This is a genomic window from Planctobacterium sp. AWH2_060 (genome assembly GCF_056158425.1).
This window is the reverse complement of record NZ_JBSWTG010000001.1, coordinates 4066157-4087316: the sequence shown is the minus strand read 5'-3', so window position 1 is coordinate 4087316 and position 21160 is coordinate 4066157. Positions and strand designations below refer to the sequence as shown.

13 protein-coding genes and 1 riboswitch are annotated in these 21160 nt (G+C 48.3%); of the genes, 10 read left to right on the top strand and 3 right to left on the bottom strand.

Annotated features, from left to right (window positions below; all coding sequences use genetic code 11):
- Positions 1-7 precede the first annotated feature (7 nt).
- The 4 genes from ACXAD8_RS17495 to ACXAD8_RS17480 all read left to right on the top strand — a co-directional run bounded on the left by ACXAD8_RS17495 (position 8) and on the right by ACXAD8_RS17480 (position 5772).
- Complete coding sequence (locus ACXAD8_RS17495; protein WP_475231270.1) at positions 8-2593, top strand: hybrid sensor histidine kinase/response regulator; 2586 nt, start codon at positions 8-10, stop codon at positions 2591-2593.
- 11 nt (positions 2594-2604) lie between these two features.
- Positions 2605-2988, top strand: coding sequence for a response regulator transcription factor (locus tag ACXAD8_RS17490; protein WP_475231269.1), 384 nt, complete (start codon positions 2605-2607; stop codon positions 2986-2988).
- A gap of 158 nt (positions 2989-3146) precedes the next feature.
- Positions 3147-3935 carry a peptidylprolyl isomerase gene (locus ACXAD8_RS17485; protein ID WP_475231268.1) on the top strand — a complete coding sequence of 263 codons (789 nt, stop codon included), beginning with the start codon at positions 3147-3149 and terminating at the stop codon, positions 3933-3935.
- Positions 3936-4068: 133 nt separating this feature from the next.
- Positions 4069-5772 carry a protein adenylyltransferase SelO family protein gene (locus ACXAD8_RS17480; RefSeq protein ID WP_475231267.1) on the top strand — a complete coding sequence of 568 codons (1704 nt, stop codon included), beginning with the start codon at positions 4069-4071 and terminating at the stop codon, positions 5770-5772.
- Positions 5773-5864: 92 nt separating this feature from the next.
- On the opposite strand, the gene ltrA is transcribed toward ACXAD8_RS17480, so the two are convergent.
- On the bottom strand, positions 5865-7148 hold the full coding sequence (gene ltrA, locus ACXAD8_RS17475) for a group II intron reverse transcriptase/maturase (RefSeq protein ID WP_475224992.1): 1284 nt from the start codon (positions 7146-7148) through the stop codon (positions 5865-5867).
- Positions 7149-7950: 802 nt separating this feature from the next.
- Positions 7951-11220: a VPS10 domain-containing protein gene (locus ACXAD8_RS17470; RefSeq protein WP_475231266.1), complete on the bottom strand. Its 3270-nt coding sequence runs from the start codon at positions 11218-11220 to the stop codon at positions 7951-7953.
- 229 nt (positions 11221-11449) lie between these two features.
- Here ACXAD8_RS17470 and ACXAD8_RS17465 point away from each other — a divergent pair, with 229 nt between their 5' ends.
- From ACXAD8_RS17465 to ACXAD8_RS17455, 3 genes are all read left to right on the top strand, one after another.
- Complete coding sequence (locus tag ACXAD8_RS17465) at positions 11450-13336, top strand: TonB-dependent receptor domain-containing protein (protein WP_475231265.1); 1887 nt, start codon at positions 11450-11452, stop codon at positions 13334-13336.
- 47 nt (positions 13337-13383) lie between these two features.
- Positions 13384-13929 (top strand): PepSY domain-containing protein, encoded by a 546-nt coding sequence (locus ACXAD8_RS17460; RefSeq protein WP_475231264.1) that lies wholly within the window; start codon positions 13384-13386, stop codon positions 13927-13929.
- Between the two features lie 189 nt (positions 13930-14118).
- The gene (locus tag ACXAD8_RS17455) at positions 14119-15996 is read left to right on the top strand and encodes a PhoX family protein (RefSeq protein WP_475231263.1); all 1878 of its coding nucleotides are present in this window, start codon (positions 14119-14121) and stop codon (positions 15994-15996) included.
- Between the two features lie 60 nt (positions 15997-16056).
- Here the strand turns inward: ACXAD8_RS17455 and ACXAD8_RS17450 are convergent, their stop codons facing one another.
- Positions 16057-17334: an O-acetylhomoserine aminocarboxypropyltransferase/cysteine synthase family protein gene (locus ACXAD8_RS17450; RefSeq protein ID WP_475231262.1), complete on the bottom strand. Its 1278-nt coding sequence runs from the start codon at positions 17332-17334 to the stop codon at positions 16057-16059.
- Between the two features lie 222 nt (positions 17335-17556).
- A riboswitch (cobalamin riboswitch) is annotated at positions 17557-17703 on the top strand.
- Positions 17704-17806: 103 nt separating this feature from the next.
- Between ACXAD8_RS17450 and ACXAD8_RS17445 the strand changes: the two genes are divergently transcribed.
- From ACXAD8_RS17445 to ACXAD8_RS17435, 3 genes are read left to right on the top strand one after another with little or no spacing between them, the layout of a single operon-like run.
- On the top strand, positions 17807-18622 hold the full coding sequence (locus ACXAD8_RS17445) for an ABC transporter ATP-binding protein (protein ID WP_475231261.1): 816 nt from the start codon (positions 17807-17809) through the stop codon (positions 18620-18622).
- Positions 18623-18624: 2 nt separating this feature from the next.
- Positions 18625-19647, top strand: a complete 1023-nt coding sequence (locus tag ACXAD8_RS17440) for a FecCD family ABC transporter permease (RefSeq protein WP_475233008.1) — start codon at positions 18625-18627, stop codon at positions 19645-19647.
- Between the two features lie 4 nt (positions 19648-19651).
- Positions 19652-21136, top strand: a complete 1485-nt coding sequence (locus ACXAD8_RS17435) for a cobyric acid synthase (protein WP_475231260.1) — start codon at positions 19652-19654, stop codon at positions 21134-21136.
- Positions 21137-21160: the final 24 nt, after the last annotated feature.

The window sequence follows — 21160 nt, the reverse complement described above, 5'->3', positions numbered from 1 at the left end:
GTTATCGATGCGCTGGTACAGCTTGCAAAACAAGATATTCGTGCTGGTTACCGGCTTATTTTCGCTGGTGCTTCTGGTCACCTTTTTCAGTATTTTTAGCGCTGCCCAAAAGCAATCAGAGCTGCAACTGCAAACCCGCCTGGATGTGGGCCAAAAAGTATTCATCAATAAACTACAACTGTCGCAACGTCATCTCGATGCCAACCTGAGTACGGTAGCGAAAGATTGGGGTTTGCGCCGAGCGGTGGGCGCGGACGAAGATACAGCATCAATTGTCGCCATTCTGCACAATCACGGACAGCGTATAAAATCGGATTTGGTCTGGTTGTTTGATCCAGAGCTTAACATTGTTGCGCAAACCAATGCCGATGCCAATGTCTGGTTAAACAAAGAGCAAGTACGCTTTTTAAGTCATGATGAAGGATTGAAAATAATGACTTTTAATCAGCGCCACTATTTAATGTCACTGGCACCAGTCCGGGCCCCGCGCATTATTGGTTGGTTGTTGATAGGCCAGCAAATCAACGAAAGTCTGTTGCAACAACTTTCCGATTTAACAGCGCTGCATATCAGCCTGTTTGCCGTAAACGAATCGCAGCAAATAGAAGATGTGTTATCTCACAGCGGCTATCATCAGCAAATCAGTGAAGGGCTTAGCGTCCAGCACCTTACCAGCGATGTTGAGACGCAAAATACCATTCAGGTAATCACCATTAACGACATGTCTCTGGCGGTATTGCCGTTTCGTTTATCCGCTAATGACACCAATCAGTACTATGTTTTGCTACACGAAAATGCCGATTCGGTTTTAGCCAGCTTTAACAAATTCTTTATTGATGTCATACCTTATTTTCTACTCGGCGTATTACTGGCGGTACTGGGCTCATTCGCAATTGCCCGCGGCATTACCCGCCCGGTTGGTGCCCTGCTCAATGCCGTCAGGCGGGTGTCTGGTGGACATTATGCCGAAACCATAACCATAGAGGACAAGGGCGAATTGGGCGACCTGGCCAGCGAGTTCTCTACCATGCAGGTGGCCGTTATGGAGCGGGAGAACAAAATAAAAAGTCAGGGCGAAGAGCTGGCCCGAACTAACCAGATAAAATATGAAGCCGCGATTGCTCAACAAGAAAAGCAAGTGGCAGAAGCGGCAACCGAAGCCAAGAGCCAGTTTTTAGCCAACATGAGCCATGAAATTCGCACGCCTTTGAATTCCATCATTGGTTACTCTGAGATGCTGCATGATGAGTCGCTGTCAAAAGACAACAAAAAAGCAGCGGCGCAAACCATCAACGTTTGCGGCAAGCACTTGCTCAATGTCATAAACGACATTCTGGATGTCTCTAAAATTGAAGCCAATAAAATTGAACTGGAATGGTTAGATACGGATCTGATTGCCTTTGCTCAGGAAATTAAAACCATTGTGCAGCAAGCCGCATTACAAAAACAGATTGAAATGCGAGTAGACTGCCAACTGCCGTTACCGGAGCAATTTGTTGTAGATCCTACTCGCCTGAAGCAGGCATTGGTCAATTTGTGCAACAACGCCATCAAGTTTACCGAGCATGGCACAGTTACCCTGAAACTTAGTTATTCTGTTGAGCCAGCCACACTACAATTTGACGTGATTGATACCGGCATAGGGATGACCGAGGAACAACAAAACCGTTTGTTTTCAGCGTTTTCTCAGGCCGACCAAAGCACCACAAGACAACACGGCGGCACTGGCCTGGGTTTATTCATCAGTAAACAATTAACCGAGATGATGGGCGGCACCATCACCCTCTACAGTGAACAAGGCAAAGGCAGTACTTTCACCCTGACCTTACCCTTCAAAAAAGTAGCGAATACTGACCTTGTTGCATCAGAACAACAGCTCACTCAGTTAATGAAGCGCGAGGCGGCAGATATCATTGAAATACCGCAATTGTCAGGCAATATTTTATGTGCCGATGACAATGCCGATAATCTGCGATTAGCAGAATATCTGATCAGAAAAACCGGCGCGCAACTGACCCTGGTATCCGACGGAGAACAGGCATTTGAAAACGCCATGATGCATGATTACGATTTGATCTTAATGGATATGCAAATGCCGGTAATGTCGGGTACGGAGGCAACCGAATTACTCAAAGGGGCCGGCTGCCCCAGCCCAATCGTAATGCTTACCGCCAACGTCGACTCTGCCAGTCGTCAGGAAATAGAAGACGCTGGTGCCGATGGCTACTTTGCCAAGCCTATTGATACTCAGAAATTTTATGTCATGCTCGGTAAATATTTACACGGCAGTGGTGAAAATACTGTACAAATGGCTGATAACAATGAAGAGTTACAGCAGCTTAAAGCACAATTTGTGGCCGGGTTAACTGACTATCATGCACAATTACAGCAGGTAAATCACAGCAAAGACTGGGTTTTAGCAAAATCTTTGTGTCATCAATTAAAAGGCAATGCAGGTTTGTATGGGTTTGAGCAATTGGGTAGCGCTGCACGAGAACTGGAAAGTTTGTTGGCGGACGAGGATGAAGACAACAAGCTAACAGCCCTGGACAAACTAATTAACGCAATTGACCATGCGCAAAAAGCCGAATGAGGAAAGACTTGATGCAAAAGTACAAAGACATTAGCGCCTTAATCGTTGATGATGTTGCCAACATGCGCAACTTCTTAATGAGTTCTCTGCGCTCTGTTGATGTAACTAAATTGAGAGATGCGGCGAACGCTACTGAAGGCATGCGAATGTATCAAGAGAAGCGGCCCGACATCGTATTTTTAGACCTGGACATGCCAGAGGTTAGCGGTCTGACAATGCTACGCTCTTTGAAACAAAAAGATCGCGATGCCTTTATCGTGATTGTCAGTGGTGAAAGCAAAGTAGAAAACGTAAAAGAGGCGCTGAAACTGGGTGCCAAGGGATTTATTGTAAAACCTTACAACATGGCCAAAATCACCGCGATGCTGGATAAAGTGTTAAACCTGAAAAAGTAAATAGCCAGCATCGCTAAGCCCTTAAACGTTTTTTACTATCAATTAAGGGAATGCTAATTCAAAAATTACAAATTGATACACGAAAACGGTTTGGACCCCATTGTACTTTCTTTACCATTAGCTCCAATTTTTAAACCACTCAGAATAAGAATCTTACCGTGCTAAAAACAATTCTCACTTTTATTTCAGCCACACTGTTCAGTTATCAGGCCGTGGCAACTGTCATTGAAATTCGTACTAATATGGGCGTCATCACTGTAAACCTTTTTGATGAGGATACCCCTGAAACTGTTGAAAACTTCCTTGAATATGTCAATTCAGGTGCTTATGCCTACAATGTCGTACACCGTCTGGAGAGCAACTTTGTCATTCAGGCGGGTGGCTATCAATATAACAATGAACTACCTCTAGATGAGGTAGCTACAGGCGTCCCTGTTTCCAATGAGCCAGTATTGTCGAACGTCAGAGGCACCATTGCTATGGCAAAATTGTCGGGCGATCCCAATAGCGCCACATCACAATGGTACATTAATTTGTCAGATAACAGCCAAAACCTGGATATACAAAATGGGGGCTTCACGGTATTTGGTCAGGTTATCGAAAACGGAATGACCATTGTTGATGAAATTAGTGAATTACCACGTTTTAATCTGGGTGGTGCAGCAACTTCCATACCTCTGATTAATTACAGCGAAGATGATGCCACAAACGGTGTAGAGCCAGATGAAGAAAACTTCGTCTTAATTACTGATATCCTGGTCACTGATGCTGCCACAGTGACAAATCCAGACCTGAATCCCGCAGCAAACACCTTGATTAACCATGACAATAGTGGTCAACCGGATCAACCTTCCAACGGAGGCTCATCTGGCGGCGCATTGCACCCCCTACTGCTATTATTCCTGTCAATGTCAGCGCTGTTATTCCGACGCAAGCAAAAGGTTTAGTGTTATATCAGCCCTAAAAAAGTAAGAGGCAAAACCATCCGGCTATGCCTCTCTTATAGCACTGCGCTTTATCTGTATTCAAACCTTCAGCAATGTTAATCTATCAGGACTTTAAACCTGTTATTACCAGCCGATGAACAGTTCACCCTCTGACTTACGCTCTCCCCAGGTAAACACCCTCGAAGATATGGCCGAATTGGTCGATTACTCTTTCCTCAATAAGCTTACTCCGGACCCAGAAACAGTGGCATCAGGCGAAGACCATCGGCCCAGACAAGTATTTTCCGGGCACTATGTCACCGTAAAACCCACACCGATAGCAAAACCGCAATACATTGCACACAGCGAAACCCTGTTTAAAGAGTTAGGCTTTGCCGATGAACTGGCACAAACCGAAGCATTCCAGCAATTGTTTTCAGGTGACCTATCGCAACTACCCGAACCTATGCGAAAAGCGGGTTGGGCCACAGGTTATGCGTTGTCCATTTACGGCACTGAGTATATTCAGCAATGTCCGTTTCAAACGGGTAATGGCTATGGTGATGGTCGGGCAATTTCGGTGCTGGAAGGCGTTTTTAATGGCCGGCGTATGGAAATGCAGTTAAAAGGCGCGGGGCGCACCCCCTATTGCCGCGGCGCCGATGGCCGAGCTGTATTGCGCTCCAGTGTCAGAGAGTTTCTCGCCCAGGAACACATGCATGCTTTGGGTATTGCCACCTCGCGGTCCCTGAGCCTGTTTGTTTCTTTCGCCGAAACAGTTGAGCGTCCCTGGTATCTGGAAGGCTCAGATTCAGAAGATCCGGAAATATTGGTGGATAATCCGGTGGCCATTTCTACTCGTGTTGCTCCTTCGTTCTTGAGGGTTGGACAACTGGAATTGTTTGGACGCAGAGCCCGCAGTCAACAACACCCGAATGCAATGCAAGAATTGGAGCAAATCGTTGAACACTTGATAGCACGGGAATATCAGGGAGAGATAGATACAAGCCAGCCATTAGCAGAGCAAATTCTGCAATTGGCTGTAGCGTTTCGGGAGCGATTAGCCACCCTGGTAGCTGACTGGATCCGCGTGGGATATTGTCAGGGCAACTTTAACAGTGATAACTGTGCTGGCGGTGGGTTCACGCTGGATTATGGTCCCTTTGGCTTCTGCGAGTTATTTGATCCGGCGTTCCAACCCTGGACCGGCGGTGGCAGGCATTTTTCCTTTCTCAACCAGCCCGCTGCAGCAGAAAAGAACTTTGCCATGTTTTGCCGGGCAGTCATGCCGTTACTGGCGCAAACACCGGATAAATTACAGGCATTGGACGAGATTCAAAGCGGCTTTTCTGCCGTGATGGAAAGCAAAATGCAGGCTATGTGGGCCGCTAAACTCGGACTGAAAAACTATGACGAGAGCCTTACCCTGCAATTACTGCAACTAATGACCCGTTCTTACGTGGATTACACCATGCTATTCCGGGAACTGTCGGCCCTGCCCACTAAAGCGGCAGCAATCAGTAAGGCGTTCTATACGCCACCATCAGAAGAGTTACTTACTCAATGGCAACAATGGCTGGACAGCTGGCTGCTCAAAATAGCAGAAACAAGGGATTCAAAAACCGTTTCTGAGAGCATGAAGAAAGTGAATCCCAAATACACCTGGCGCGAATGGTTGGTGGTACCCGCCTACCAGCAGGCGGAACTGGGCGACTTTACCCTGATTAAAGAGCTGCAACAAATATTGAGTAACCCTTACGCTGAACAATCTTCAGACATCGAGGCAAGGCACTATCAATTGCGTCCCATATCCCTTATGAATGTTGGGGGCATTTCCCACTACAGCTGCTCATCCTGAGCACACACCTCGCAACAACGAACATCAAGTAGGGTGAGGCGTCACCGCCTCATCCCTCTCACAGAACCGTACGTACGGACCTCGTATACGGCTCATGCATACTTCCATTCAGCATAAGCGCTGAACACATACCCCGTCCTAATTAGCTCAAAATTGACCAGACCAAGGTCGTTGAACCATTGATTTGGCATCGCATAACTGGCCAGAGGGCTATGAGCATTTCTCCAACTGTTCATTTGGATAAACCTGAACGGCGGTTTATAACCAAGCTGCTTCAGTCTTCGATGCAGCTTCGCTGGTTTCTTCCATAATTTCAATTGGATACTGCGAAGCCTACGCCTCAACCATCTCGCTATCTTAGAAAATTCCCTGTTGCTATTGGCAATCCTGAAGTACTGGCTAAACCCTCTTAAAACAGGGTTCAACTCTTTGATAACTGCACACAGCGGTTTGCCACCATTGCGTTTCGTCATCTGCTTCAACTTCTTTTTAAACGCTGCGAGTTTCTGAGGTTGTATACGGGTGTATTGACGCCCAATTTCAACACCCAGAAATTTCACTCCCTCATCGCTATGAGCAATGTGAGATTTCGCCTGGTTAACTGTCAGTTTCAGCCCTTTCTCCAGTAGCTTCGTCGCCTGTTTCTGTGCATTTTCTGCTCCAGAACGACTTCGGCAGAAGATCAGAATATCATCGGCATAGCGCACTATTCGGTGCCCTCGCTTCCTCATCTCCTGATCAAACGCATCCAGATAGATATTCGCTATCAGTGGGCTTATCACACCACCTTGCGGGCTTCCTGAGCCGCTCTGCTGCCAGTAACCATCTACCATTACACCACTTTTCAGGAACTGATTTATCAGTGACAGTACGCTGCCATCTGTGACTCGCTTTCGGATACTTTCAAGGATAATCTCATGATCGAGCTTATCAAAGCACTTCGACAGGTCCATATCCACAACATGCTCCAGTCCGTAGCGACGGATGAACATCGTGGCTTTATTAATGGCATCGTGACAACTTCGATGCGGTCTGTATCCAAAGCTTGATGGATGGAATTGCGCATCAAAGAGCGGCATAAGCAGATCATACAGGGCCTGCTGGACTACTCTGTCCCGTACTGCTGGGATCCCCAGTAATCGTGTACCACCATCGTCTTTCGGTATTTCTTTCCGCCTGACAGGTTGTGGACTGTATTTTCTGGTTTTGAGTTCACAGACAAGTTGGTCAAGATTATCACTCAGATTTAAGGCGAAGTCGCTCAGGCTCTGCCCATCTGTTCCGGCCGCGCCTTTCGCTTTCTTTACCTTTTTGAATCCTTTGTACAGGCGCTCTTTATTAAGCAGTTGCCCATACAAACTGTAATAAACTCTCACCTTGCCTCCTCAGGTTGTGTGCTGTGTGGGGACGGATATCCTTTCTTTGCGTTGGTATATTTCATGTTGTCGTAAAGCGTGCTGGCACAATGGCAATCTACTTAACGTGCACAACATTACTCCCGTGTACAGTTTCATGTTCCAGTCTGCGGTTTCCACCACAAACCAGACAGGAAGACTTCGATAGCTAACCGACTCGTGTACCACTAAAAAAAAAACATCTGTTCATCACAGACTTGAAGTATGCTTCCTCCCTTCGCAACACTGATAAGCTTTTGGCCAGTCAGTGTCCCATCAGACACTATGCTAATGGTCAGCTCGGTTTTATCCTCCACACCATTACTGGGTTTCACAGGCCGGGCCTTACTCACTACTACGGATTCATCTGCCACCTCGCACCAACACCTGCCTTGAGTCTCCCCTCGTACAGATGATTCTGGCTCTTCACCAGAGACGGTGTCAGGCTTCCCCAGTTACTGCACTGGCTCCCTGTCAGAGATCCCACCCTCAAGCACAAAACAGAACTGACTGAGTATCGGGCTTCACGCTATTTTGCACGCTTACCCTCCTGCTTTGCCGAATCAGGTTCACTTTCGTTGTGTACCTCTGACTTCCTATGGCTTCCTTCAGACCTTGCCGTTAGCCAGCAACGCCCTTGCCATTTGGATTATCTTCCCCTCAGTCGGGGTGATTCAGGTTTCTTTCAACCTGACGGGTTTGCCAGCTTCGCTGGGCAAACAAAAAAGCCCCCGAAGCAATTGCTTCGGGGGCTTTTTATTTATTGAGTGTCAGAGCCTGAAAATCACTGAATGATTACCGGTGCTCCTGGCGTCCAGGGGCCATCCGCCGCAACGATGGCGTTTTGCAGCGCAGGTAATGTTTCGCCCTGCAACACCTTCATTCTGGCAGCAACGTCAGTCAGCGCTTCCGTAGCATAACCATACTGCTCGTGATGCTGTGTGGTTGGGCCATAAGACGACCAAAGTGCGGAATAAGCATACCACATACGACTAGTGATATTTGACGGCTTCGCACCCATCTTTTCACGAGACTCAAGACCATACATGCTGTGTTTCAGCGCTGTTATCTCTTGCTGAATCGCAGTGTATTGCGCTTCCAGTGAAGCAATGTCACCTGGCGTCTGATCCATCGCAACCCGCACCGCTTTCATGGTGCTTTGCAGATTTTCCAGCACCGCTTCAACAGCGCTAAACTGCTTATCCGTCGCTTCCAGTTTCAATGCAAAGTCATTGGTTTGTTGTGCTGAGTTGCCGGTTACCGCTGGCTGGAAAATAGCCTTCAGTTGAAACTCAACTGGGCCGGCAAGTTGTTTAACTTCACCATTTACCCGCTGAAACAGAGCTGCAGAGTAATTACCTGGCATGGCCATGATACCTGCATCTTCTGATTTCTCTGCTCCGGTGACTGCTGAGCGCAATGCATGAGTCATATCCCAGGTAACCCGGTGCAGACCTTTGCTGGTGTTGCCTTCTACCCGATCCACAAACTGTCCCTCAGCATCATAGATCTCTACATAAACAGCTGGCGCAGGCTCCAGATTTTCAGCTTCAATATCTTGCCATGCTGGATATTTGGGATACTTGTCATCCTTCTGCATCTCTTTTTCAGCCGCTTTGCGCTTGTCTTTTAAGGTCTCAAGGCTGTCTTTCAGGTAATAGGTCAGTGTGGCCCCGTGTTCAGGGTTTTTCGCCACATAGCGGTCATCACCGTCAGAGTCACTGTGGTTGTAGTCGAGATTAAACCACTTAACCGGACGGCCAGGGGCAAATAATAAAGCGTCCTGTTCCATGGCATCTTCGGTTAATTCACGCAGAGGAGTGTAGTCGTCCAGAATATATATGCCCCGGCCAAATGTACCTATTACCAGGTCGTTTTCACGACGTTGGATAGTCACGTCGCGGGTAGAAATAGTCGGCATACCACCTTCCAGTTCCAGCCACTTTTTACCGCCATCAACGCTAAAGAAAACGCCAAATTCAGTGCCGATAAACAGCAGGTCCTTATTGACGTGATCCTGCACTATTCGCCAAACCAGGTGTTTCTCAGGTAAATCATCCGCCAGAGATGTCCAGCTTTTACCAAGGTTAGTGGATTTGATCAGATAAGGCTTAAAATCGCCGTATTTGTGGTTGTCCAATGCCACATAAACAGTGTTGGCATCATACAGATCAGCGCGAATGTCATTGACATAGGCAGTCGCTGGCACACCTTCTACGTCGGCAAGATCGATTTTCTTCCAGTTTTCACCGCCATCACGAGTTACCTGGATTTGGCCATCGTCAGTACCAGCCCATAAAATATCCTCATTAACAGGGCTTTCGGCAAAGTTGGCGATAGTGTGATAATCAGACATCGCATACAGGTCCCAACCGGCCTCAACAGACCAGGTACGTCCCATCATAGGCATGTGCATGCGATTGCCATCTTTGGTTAAATCACCGGAAATGGCTGTCCAGCTATCCCCTCGATCATCCGAGCGCCAAACCCTTTGTGAAGCAAAATAAAGCCGCTTCGGATCATGAGCGGAGACGTTAATTGGCGCATCCCAGTTAAATCGTTCTGCCGGCTCACCAGGGGCAGGCTGCGGTTGAATGTACACATTCTCACGCGTTTTCAAATCATAGCGGGTCAGGTTCCCTTTTTGCCACTGAGCATACATGATGTCAGGGTTACCAGGCTCTGTAGCAGGCTGGTGACCATCACCACCCAAGGCTAAAAACCAGTCTTTGTTCTTTATTCCCTCTTCCCGGTTTGTACGAGAAGGACCGCCCTGTGTGGAGTTGTCCTGGGTTCCGCCATAAACGGTATAGAAAGGTTCGCCATCATCTGGCGCTACTTTGTAAAACTGAGTAATGGGCAGGTTAGCGATATAACGCCAGGTGGCCATGCGGTCATGAGACATGTAGATACCACCATCGGAGCCAATCAAAACAAAATCAGGATCGGTGGGATGGAAAGCCATGGCGTGATCATCCACGTGTTTGCGCTCAACATTGATGCCCGTCCATGTTTTGCCACCATCGTCAGATACTTTACTGTAATTGCTGGCAATATAGACTCGATCGAGCTGATGCTGATCGGCAAATATTTCCTGATAATAATGAGGGCCGGTGCCGCCACCGACTTCGTCAGACATTCTTTCCCAGCTGGCACCGCGATTTTCAGAGCGATAAAAACCGCCTTTGCGGTTGTCTGTTTCAATGGTGGCATAAACAACATCAGGGTTAATGGGTGAGATGGCCATACCAATCTTGCCCATATTACCGTCTGGCAAACCGGTTTTTAGTTTTGTCCAGGTTTCGCCACCATCTTGTGAGGTGTGAATACCTGAACCGGGTCCGGTTCCTACATAAGCCGCCACGGTGCGTTGTCGGGACCAGGTTGCTGCATACAGTCGGTTGGGGTCCCTTGGGTCGATCAGTAACGAAGTTACACCGGTCCACTCATCAGCGGGCTCGAGTACTTGTTTCCAGGTTTTGCCGCCATCTGTGGTTTTGTACAAACCACGCTCACCACCACTACTCCACAATGGTCCCTGAACAGCTGCCCAAACAATATTTGAATCTGTGGGGTGAATAATGATGTCGGAAATACGCTCGGAATCCTTAAGTCCCATATTCTCCCAGGTTTTACCACCGTCTAAGGACTTGTAAATGCCGTCTCCAAAGCTGATATGGCGGCCACCATTATTTTCACCGGTGCCTACCCAAATAATGTTGGAGTTACTGGGATCGATGGTCACGTCCCCGGTGGAATACACCGCCTGATCATCAAAAATGGGGGTCCAGGTGGTTCCGGCATTGACCGTCTTCCAGATACCGCCAGAACCTACGGCAGTATACCAGGTTGAGGGATTATTTTGGTCCACCGCAATATCGGCGATACGACCTGACATATAGGCCGGACCAATATTGCGCAATTCTAATGCTTTAAAAGTGCCACTATTAAATGGGGATTTATCTTCTGTCTCTTCTGGCTTCGTCGAGGCCAGCGATCCGGCGCTTGTTACCAATATAGTGGCAGCAAACGCGGCTTTGATCAGGGTATTCATGTTTCCACCGTCCAGGTTATTATGGTTTTTTATGGTTATTTCCGGTACAGCACCATAAAATGAATTCACCATAAGTGCAATATTGTTATACTATAACATTCAAAAATTAACTGGCTGTTTTGACCGCAGCAGCTCATCATAATGGGCACAATTTCACTGCAGATAAGCTCCGAACAGCCATCGCGAAGGTATTTCCAAACTATAACCTCCTGCTCCACTTATGTATCGAATGCTTTACACATTTTTTAGCCTGGCCTTTTGCTTGCTGTTGTTATTTTGTGGCAGTAGCCTTGCTGAGGACCAACAAGCGTTGCTCAAAGTTGAAGTGACCGCTCGACAGCCTCATCATCTCATTTCATTATCGGACATCATCCCCCAACAACAACTGCTCAATGACACCAGCTTCAGCACAGATAATGTAGCCGCTTTGTTAGCCAACTCCCCGACGGTCAATTTCAACGGCCAGGGCGGCCTGTTCCAAAGCATTAATATTCGCGGCTTTTCTCGCTGGCGAATTAGCACTCAGGTTGAAGGCATTCCCATTTATACCGAGCGAAGAGCAGGTAGTGCTGCCGAATTCATACCACCAGCATTTGTATCTGACGCCTATTTGATAGCGGGCGCAGCGTCCACCCAGCTTGGTTCAGGGGCAATCGGTGGTGGCATTGATCTGATATTACAAGCACCACAACAAAGTAGCTTGCAGATGAGTCACGGTATAAATAATGACTACCGCGATATACTGCTGATGGGAGGAAATAAAACGCAATCACTTGGCTGGATGGTCAATCACCGCCACGCCAATAACAGTGAAGATGCAAACAATCAACCTATTCTGGATAGATTTGAGCAGCACAGTCTGGCGTTACGGCTAACAGGCTCAGATAAACTGCTGAATAATGGTTTGTTGCTCTACTCTTCGGCCAATAATATTGCCAAAGCCAGTAGTGAAGATCCTGCCGAGCGCTTTACTCTTTATCCGAAAAACAATCACCTGTTGGGTAAAATGCAGTTTAACTGGCACAACGCCACGATTTATTTCCACCAGACACAGCTCAACACTTCTGTTATTCGACCTGATGAGCGCATCAACCAACTCAGTAACAAGGCCCTGAGCTGGGGCGTTCATCTGCACAACTCCACAAACCAAAAAAGTTGGCCCATTATTTGGCGTATTGGTTTAGATTCGCGCTCCGGAGTTAAGGCCAGAGAGTTTGAAACGGACAATCAGGGAATAGCGGGGTTCTTGCGTACCAACCTCAACGCGGCTCAATGGGAGGCGTATGTTACTGCAGAAACCCGAAAACAATTTGGCACTGGCCTGTTGGTCACCGGTTTTCGACTGGCTCATCAAAGTCAAAAAGATACAGGAGAAAAACACGCTACCCATGAGCAAAACATCAGTGCATATATAGGTTACCGCCAGGAACTTGCCAACTACTGGCATCTGGCCGCCTATCTCAGCAACGCCTACCGAGTGCCCAGCCTCACAGAGCGCTACTACAATGGCACAACGCCGCGCGGCACAGTATCGGGGGATACCGAATTAAACCCAGAATCAGCTGTTAATCAGGAAATCAATCTCGCTTATGAAAACAACAACTTCAGTGGGTCAATTTCTCTATTTCAGCAGCAGATTGATGACTACATAGAACGCATCACCATCAACAGCGAGTTACGCCAATATCAAAATCTGCAACAGGCAGAGATTCAGGGCGTGAGTTATCAGGGCCAATACAGCTTTGATTGGTCCGGTTTTCATTGGCAATTGCGCATGGCCGGGCAATGGCTTCACGGCGAGGATAACAATCATCAAGCTATTGCGGATATTGTCCCGGCACGACACCGACTATCGCTAAGCTTGTTTGGCGAAGACTGGCAAAGCTTTATCGCTGTGACTCACCGTCAGGCATCCAACCATGAAGTCCCCGGTGAGCTGCCCACAAAAAGTGTCACCACCCTGGAGTTAGGCTATAACCTCAATGTCAGTGACAATCTGGCCCTATCAGTTAACATTTCTAACCTCAGTAATGCACACTATGTCGTTTCACGTGATGAATTAGCGCCATTTGCCAAGGGACGGGATCTGACCCTGAGTTTAAAATATAACTTTTGATGATGTATGGTATAAAGCTTTACGCCAACTGAACAAGTAAACTCTAAGTGCGAAACAAACTCAGACAATTCAGTCGTCAGACTCACCTGTGGCTGGCCGCAGCAATTCTTATTCCATCGGTCATAGTGATAGCTAGTGGCTTGCTACTACAAATAAAAAAGCAGTCCGACTGGATTCAGCCGTCAACGCAAAAGGGCATATCTGGCGTGCCGGAGCTGAGCTTCGAGAATGTATTACACATCGCTCAATCCATCCCCGAGCTTGAAGTTAATAACTGGCAACAAATCCAGCGGCTGGATGTTCGACCTGATAAGGGCTTGATTAAGATCCTGGCAGACAACAGCTGGGAAGCACAAATCGATGCCCAAAATGGCAGTGTGTTGCAGGTGGCCTATCGCCGTTCTGACATCATCGAAGCAATCCACGACGGCAGCTGGTTCGCGGACGCGGCAAAATTGTGGTTATTTTTACCGGCGGGGATTATCTTATTCCTGATGTGGTGCACTGGTGCTGTCCTGCTTTACACCACGCTAAAAAGCAAATTCAAGAAAAAATCCATCAGAGCGCAACGACATTCTTCCGGGAATCAGTGAATGTCCCATCCCAATCAATTCGGAAGTTCATCATCGGTAAGGGCAGCCATTTCGCAGTAGCCCTTGTCATGAGCTGGCAACACGGCCATTATATATTGACCAGGGCTGATGTGATGGCATAGGTTAATCTCTATGCCAGACACCCAATACCACTGCAGCACTACCACTAAATAATCTCGAGAACTGCGTATGACAAAACAACATAATAACTCACCAGTGTTTCAGACTGTACTTTCGGCGCGATTGTCTCGCCGTGAAGCCTTAAAAGGTATAGGTGCTGGTAGTGCCGCATTAATGATTGCCGGGTGTGGTTTTGATGCTAAAACACCTGAAAAAGCCAATTCCGTAGCCACTTCGCTCACTTTCAACGAAGTGCCTCACGGACTAGATGGCAACCTGAAAGTGGCTGATAATTACCTGTCACAGGTGTTGGTACGCTGGGGAGATCCAATCTTTGCTGATGCCCCGGAATTTGATCCGCAAAACCAGACAGAGGCAACTCAGTTGCAACAGTTTGGTTTTAATAATGACTTTATCGGTTTTGTACCTTTGCCAATTGGCTCCAATAATTCTGACCACGGCCTTTTGGCAGTAAACCACGAATACTGTATATCCAGCATGATGTTCCCCGGTTCGCCAAAAGAAACCGATTTAACGCCAGAACAAGCCCGCACCAACATGGCAGCTCACGGTATGAGTGTCATTGAGATCCGCAAGGATAAAGAAGGTCATTGGCATAAGGTGATTGATTCTGAATACAACCGCCGCATCACGCCCAAGACTGAAATGGCGATGACCGGCCCTGCGGCGGGCAGTGACCGATTGCGCACCCCCGCATCAGCTGATGGCATCCGCACACTGGGCACCTACGGTAACTGTGCCGGTGGTGTCACTCCGTGGGGGACCATACTCACCGGCGAAGAAAACATCGATTATATGTTTGGTGGCGATTTTTCTGAAAGTGGTGAACAGGAAAATTACCAAAGATTTGGCATGAAATCCGAGTTTCGCGGCAGCTGGGGCTTGCATAATCCCAGATTCGACATGAGCAAGACCCCGGCAGAACCCTTACATGCCGGTTGGGTGGTTGAAATAGACCCCTATGATCCAAATTCAGTTCCTAAAAAACGTACCACACTGGGCCGCTTTAAACACGAAGGAGCTAACATCTTCATCAATGCCGACAATCGGGTCGTCGCCTACTCGGGGGACGATCAGCGTTTTGAATATTTGTATCGCTTTATCAGTTCAGGACGCTACCAGCCCGACAACCGCGAAGCCAATATGACATTGTTAGATGACGGTGTCTTATACTGCGCGAAGTTCGAAGCCGATGGCCGCATGCACTGGCTGCCCATGATTTACGGGCAAGGACCACTGACTCAGGAGAACGGTTTTTCCAGCCAGGGCGATGTGCAACTGGATTGCCGCAAAGCTGCCGATCTGTTGGGGGCGACCCCTATGGACCGGCCGGAAGATGTGGAAGTAAACCCGGTCACCGGGCGGGTATACGTGATGCTGACCAATAACAGTAGACGCAGCGCGGACCAAACCGACGGCCCTAACCCCAGAGCGGAAAACCTTGGTGGTCAGGTGTTGGAACTAGCTCCTGTCGATGGTGATCACTGTGCTGATAGCTTTAACTGGGAATTGTTTCTGGTAGGCGGACCTAAGGAAGAAGTCGGAACCCAATATCACCAGGCCATCAGTGACAACGGCTGGCTGGCGTGCCCCGACAATTGTGCCTTTGATAAGTTGGGCAACCTGTGGATTGCTACTGACGGCGCTCAACATTATGGCGTGGCAGATGGCGTCTGGGCCACTGAGGTATCCGGGCCTAATCGCGCCCTCACTAAACGCTTTTTGCGCACCCCGATAGGAGCAGAATTATGCGGCCCCTTCTTTACGCCTGATTCAGAGAACTTCTTCTGTGCGGTGCAGCACCCTGGCGATGGTAGCTCATTTGATGACCCGGTGACCCGCTGGCCGGACTTCGATCCAGCTTTGCCACCTCGCCCTTCAGTGGTAGTAGTAACCCGCAAAGGCGGTGGCAGAATAGGTAGTTGACCCGTTGCAAGCCGAATGATAGCAGGAGAAGTTTCCGCTTCTCCACTCATTTCATTGGAACTAAATTTGGCTAGCCACTAAAGCTTGTTCAATATCCGCAATTATGTCGTCGATGTGCTCAATACCCACAGAAATACGCACCATATCCTCACTGACACCGGCCGAAGCCAACTCCTCAACATTTAACTGACGATGGGTAGTACTGGCCGGATGACACGCTAATGACTTAGCATCACCAATATTCACCAGTCGCAATATCAACTGCAACGCATCGATAAACCGGGAACCGGCAGGCAACCCACCTTTGATACCAAAGCTAATGATACCGGCGGCTCTACCACCACATATACGCTGGCAGATTTCATAATATTCACTATCAGGCAACGCGGCATAATTAACCCAATTAACGGCATCATGCTGCTTTAAATACGCAGCCACTTTTTCAGCGTTTTCACAGTGCCGCTCCACACGCAGAGAAAGAGTCTCTAAGCCCTGCATAATGTTAAACGCACTTTGAGCAGATAACGACGCCCCGGTGTTTCGTAACGGTACAACCCTACATCTTCCGATATAAGCAGCGGGGCCCAATGCTTCGGTATAGGTCACCCCGTGATAACTTGGATCGGGCATAGTCAACATACTGAAACGGTCAGCTTGGGCAGACCAGTCAAACTTGCCTGAGTCGACAATAATGCCGCCAATCGTCGTTCCATGCCCACCGATATATTTAGTCAACGAATGCACAGCGATATCCGCACCATGATCAAACACCCGGCATAAAATCGGCGTGGCAACAGTGTTGTCCACAATCAGTGGTACTCCACCTTGATGCGCAATATCTGCCCAGCGCTGTATATCCACCACATTGCCTGCTGGATTACCGATAGACTCACAAAAAACAGCTTTAGTATTTTCATCAATCGCCGCAGCCAGACCGTCAAAATCATCGGCCTGAACAAATTTGGTTTGTATACCCTGACGTGGAAAAGTGTGAGCAAACAGGTTGTAGGTGCCACCATAAAGCTGCCCTACGCTGACTATATTGCTTCCAACATCGGCAATGGCTTCGATAGCATAGCGAATCGCGGCCATCCCGGAGGCGACAGCCAGAGCACCCACCCCGCCTTCGAGTTCCGTCAGTCGCTGCTCCAAAACTGCATTAGTGGGGTTCATAATACGGCTGTAAATATTACCAGGTACAGCAAGGTTAAACAGGTCGGCGCCATGTTGAGTATTATCAAAGGTAAACGAAGTGGTTTGATAAATGGGCGTTGTGGCTGCTTTGGTGGTTTCCTCACTCACATAACCTGCATGTAACGCAATTGTTTCCGGTTGCATTGGTGGCTCCTCAATTAAACATCTAGACATATGGACGTCCAATCAAAATAATCCAAACATTAACCTTTGTGAAGCGGTTATGGATAGATATTTAATTTGGCCTGAATTTTATGGAACGTAATCACAGTTAATGTCCGTCGCGAGCCCGGCCTAAAAGCTATAGTTTCGGTAAATTTAATGCAGGCCTTCTGGTCAAAACAACCGGGATTCTGCTATATTCCAAAGCTGAAAAAGTGTTGAGGTGTTTTCCAGGTGTTGTGCTTCGAAAACGTAAATGGGAATCTGGTGTGAAACCAGAACTGTACCCGCAACTGTATAAATGACACCCGGTCATTAAAGTCAGATACCAGCCTTATCACTGAGCCATTAACTCGTGCGGGAATACACGAATGCAAGTCAGCCATTGTCCTGAGCAGAACAGCACAGGATGCCACTTGCCTGTTTATTCTCGCCTGCCATGCAGGTGGAACCATTGTCCGACCCAAACAGCTTATTGGTTGATCAGGTATCTCTGAATATCGCAAATAAAGCTATCTTAAATAACATCAGTTTTTCCTTGGGACGCGGTCAGGTCCTTGGCGTTCTGGGGCCTAATGGCGCCGGCAAAACCAGTCTGCTTAAGGTTATTTCCGGGCAACGGGAATATCATGGCGGTATCACTTGGCAGCAGCAAGCCATTTGCGACTATTCAATTCAGGAATTAAGTCAGCAAATTGCAGTGGTCAATCAGCTCAATGACATGGTGTTTTCACTGTCTTTACAACATGTAGTGAGAATGGGCTTACTGCCTCATAAGCGCTTGTTATCACGTCAAACCAAAGCGGATGATCAACGCATCCAACAGGCGATTCAGGCAGTAGGGCTCACCGACAAAGTACATCAGGAATTCAGCAAACTTTCCGGTGGTGAGCAGCAGCGAGCCTTAATCGCCAGAGCCTTGGTTCAGGGCGCACCATTATTAATTTTGGATGAACCGGTAAATCACCTTGACGTGTTTTATCAGCATCAGACATTGCAGCTGTTACACGATCTGGCACAGCAGCTAAATGTCACCGTTGTAATGAGTCTGCACGACATCAACCTGGCTGCGCACTATTGCCATCAATTATTAATTCTGGACAAAGGGCAACTGGTGGCAAGTGGTGACCCCCATTCAGTACTGCAACCAGCCCTACTCACCCGGGTTTTTAACCTGCCCTGTCAGGTTGACCAGCAGCATAGTATTCCCAAAGTTACCTTTTCACCCGAGAGTAAAACCTTACTGGATTTGAGCAGGTGGTCCCTTTGAGCATGCACATAAAATGGGGACTGCTGATTGCTCTGGCCATACTGGCGTCAGTTATCTCTTTGTTTTTTGGTGCCGCGGAGCTGTCTGCGAGCAGCATCACCCAATGTCTTTTGCAGCAATGTGAAACCGCCACTGAAGAGCTGATTTTTTGGCAAATACGCGCCCCCAGAGTAGCGGTGGGATTTTTGGTGGGCGTGGGCCTGGCGATAGCAGGTGCCACCTTACAAAATGTCACCCGCAACAGCCTCACAGATCCTTATTTGTTTGGCGTTGTAGCCGGTGCCGGACTGGGGGCCAGTATCGCCACGCTGTTATTTAACGATGCGACTGCCCAAAAGCTGCCCTTTAATATTTTAACTTCTGAAGCCGCGTTTTCGGTAGCGCTACCAGCTGCGGCATTTTTAGGTGCTCTGTTTGCTGTTGCTCTGGTACAGGTACTGGTGGCCAGCGCCTTGGGCAGACGCACAGAACACCTGTTATTGGCCGGTGTTGCCGTATCTTTTATGTTAGGGGCGGTTTCGCACTTTATCCTGTTCCTGGCGGAGCCATTTGCCGCCAATAAAGTGGTGTTCTGGTTAATGGGAAGCTTGGCCAGAGTGGAGGCCTGGTACGCCTGGGTCATGTTACCCATCATTGCCGTCAGTCTGCTACTTTTGCTGTTGTACGGACGCCAGTTAGATGCGCTATTGCTGGGTGACGAAAGTGCCCGCTCCCTGGGTGTTAATGCGCAACGCTTACGTATGATTCTGCTGGCCATTTGCGCCGCGTTAACGGCCTGTATTGTGTCTTACTGCGGCGGAATTGGCTTTGTGGGGCTGATGATCCCACATATTGTGCGCAACTGGCTGGGTGTAACCAGTCGTACTCTGATCCTGGGCTGTGTCTTACTGGGCGGTTCTTTTATGGTCATCGTGGATATATTGGCCCGGGTGGCACTTACTGGTCAGGAGATCCCAATCGGCATCATCACCTCTGCCATAGGCAGTCTGTTTTTCTTTTTAGCGATTCGTCAAAGAGGCGGCTGATTTCATGTTAACCAATACCCTTATGGTGCAAGGTACTTCCTCGGATGCCGGCAAGAGCATGTTGGTGGCGGCATTGTGTCGCTGTCTGTATCAGCGTGGACTTAAAGTCGCCCCCTTCAAGCCACAAAATATGGCGCTAAACAGTGCGGTTACCGCCGATGGTGGTGAAATTGGTCGCGCTCAGGCACTGCAAGCGCAAGCTGCTGGTATTGCCCCGCATGTGGACATGAACCCCATTTTACTTAAACCCAGTTCCGACACCGGAGCTCAAGTAATTATCCATGGCAAAGCCATTACTGACATGGAAGCGGCGGCTTATCACGATTACAAAAAGGTGGCCATGAATGCGGTGCTGGAATCGCACCAACGGTTAATGGCGCAATTTGATTGCATTTTAGTGGAAGGTGCAGGCAGTCCCGCTGAAATCAATCTGCGCGAAGGTGACATTGCCAATATGGGCTTTGCCGAAGCCGTGGACTGCCCGGTTATTCTTATCGCAGATATTGACCGCGGTGGTGTCTTTGCGCAGTTGGTTGGCACTCTGGATTTACTCTCGCCCTCAGAGCAACAACGCGTTGTCGGGTTTGTCATCAATAAATTTCGCGGTGATATTCGCTTGCTGGAATCAGGCCTGGACTGGTTAGAACAACGAACCGGAAAACCAGTGCTGGGCGTGCTGCCATACCTGACAAACCTGCAATTGGCCGCCGAAGATGCCATAGAGGTGTCGCAAACCTGTGATGCATCGGAGTCAAAGCTCACTATCGCCGTGCCGGTTTTCAATCGTATCAGCAATCACACTGACTTTGATATGTTAAGGGTACAACCGGATGTGAATTTGATTTATGTTCCACCAGATTCACCGATTCCCCCCTGCGATCTGATCATTTTACCCGGCAGTAAAAATGTGCGTGCTGATTTGGCGCAACTGCGGGCTATGCAATGGGACAAGGACATCCTTCGTCACCTGAGATACGGAGGCAAAGTATTAGGCGTTTGTGGCGGCTATCAGATGTTGGGAAAAACCATTGCAGATCCGAATGCTATAGAAGGTCCGGCGGGAACTTCTGAGGGTTTAGGTTTATTGCATATCAGCAGCGAAATCGAAGCCCACAAAAAGCTGACCCGAAATGAAGGAGTATTGTGTTTAACGCCGGAAGATAACTGTTTTGATATCCCCATCAGTGGTTATCAAATCCATGCCGGGGTTACACAATCCCAGGAAAAGCGCTGTTTCGCCATATTAGAAAACAACCAATCGGATGGCGCTATCAGCGAAGATTCTCAAGTGGCTGGTACTTACCTGCATGGCTTGTTTGACCAACCCAAAGCCATGCAATCCATTTTAGCCTGGGCTGGAGCGGATGTAGAAGTCAGGCAAAGCCATCAAGCGCTGCAGGAAACCGCGCTTAATCGCCTTGCGGATATGTGCAACAAGCACCTGGATTGGGCAAAAATAGCACCATTGATAGATAAACTTATACGCTGACTGAATATAAACGCCGAGAGAGAT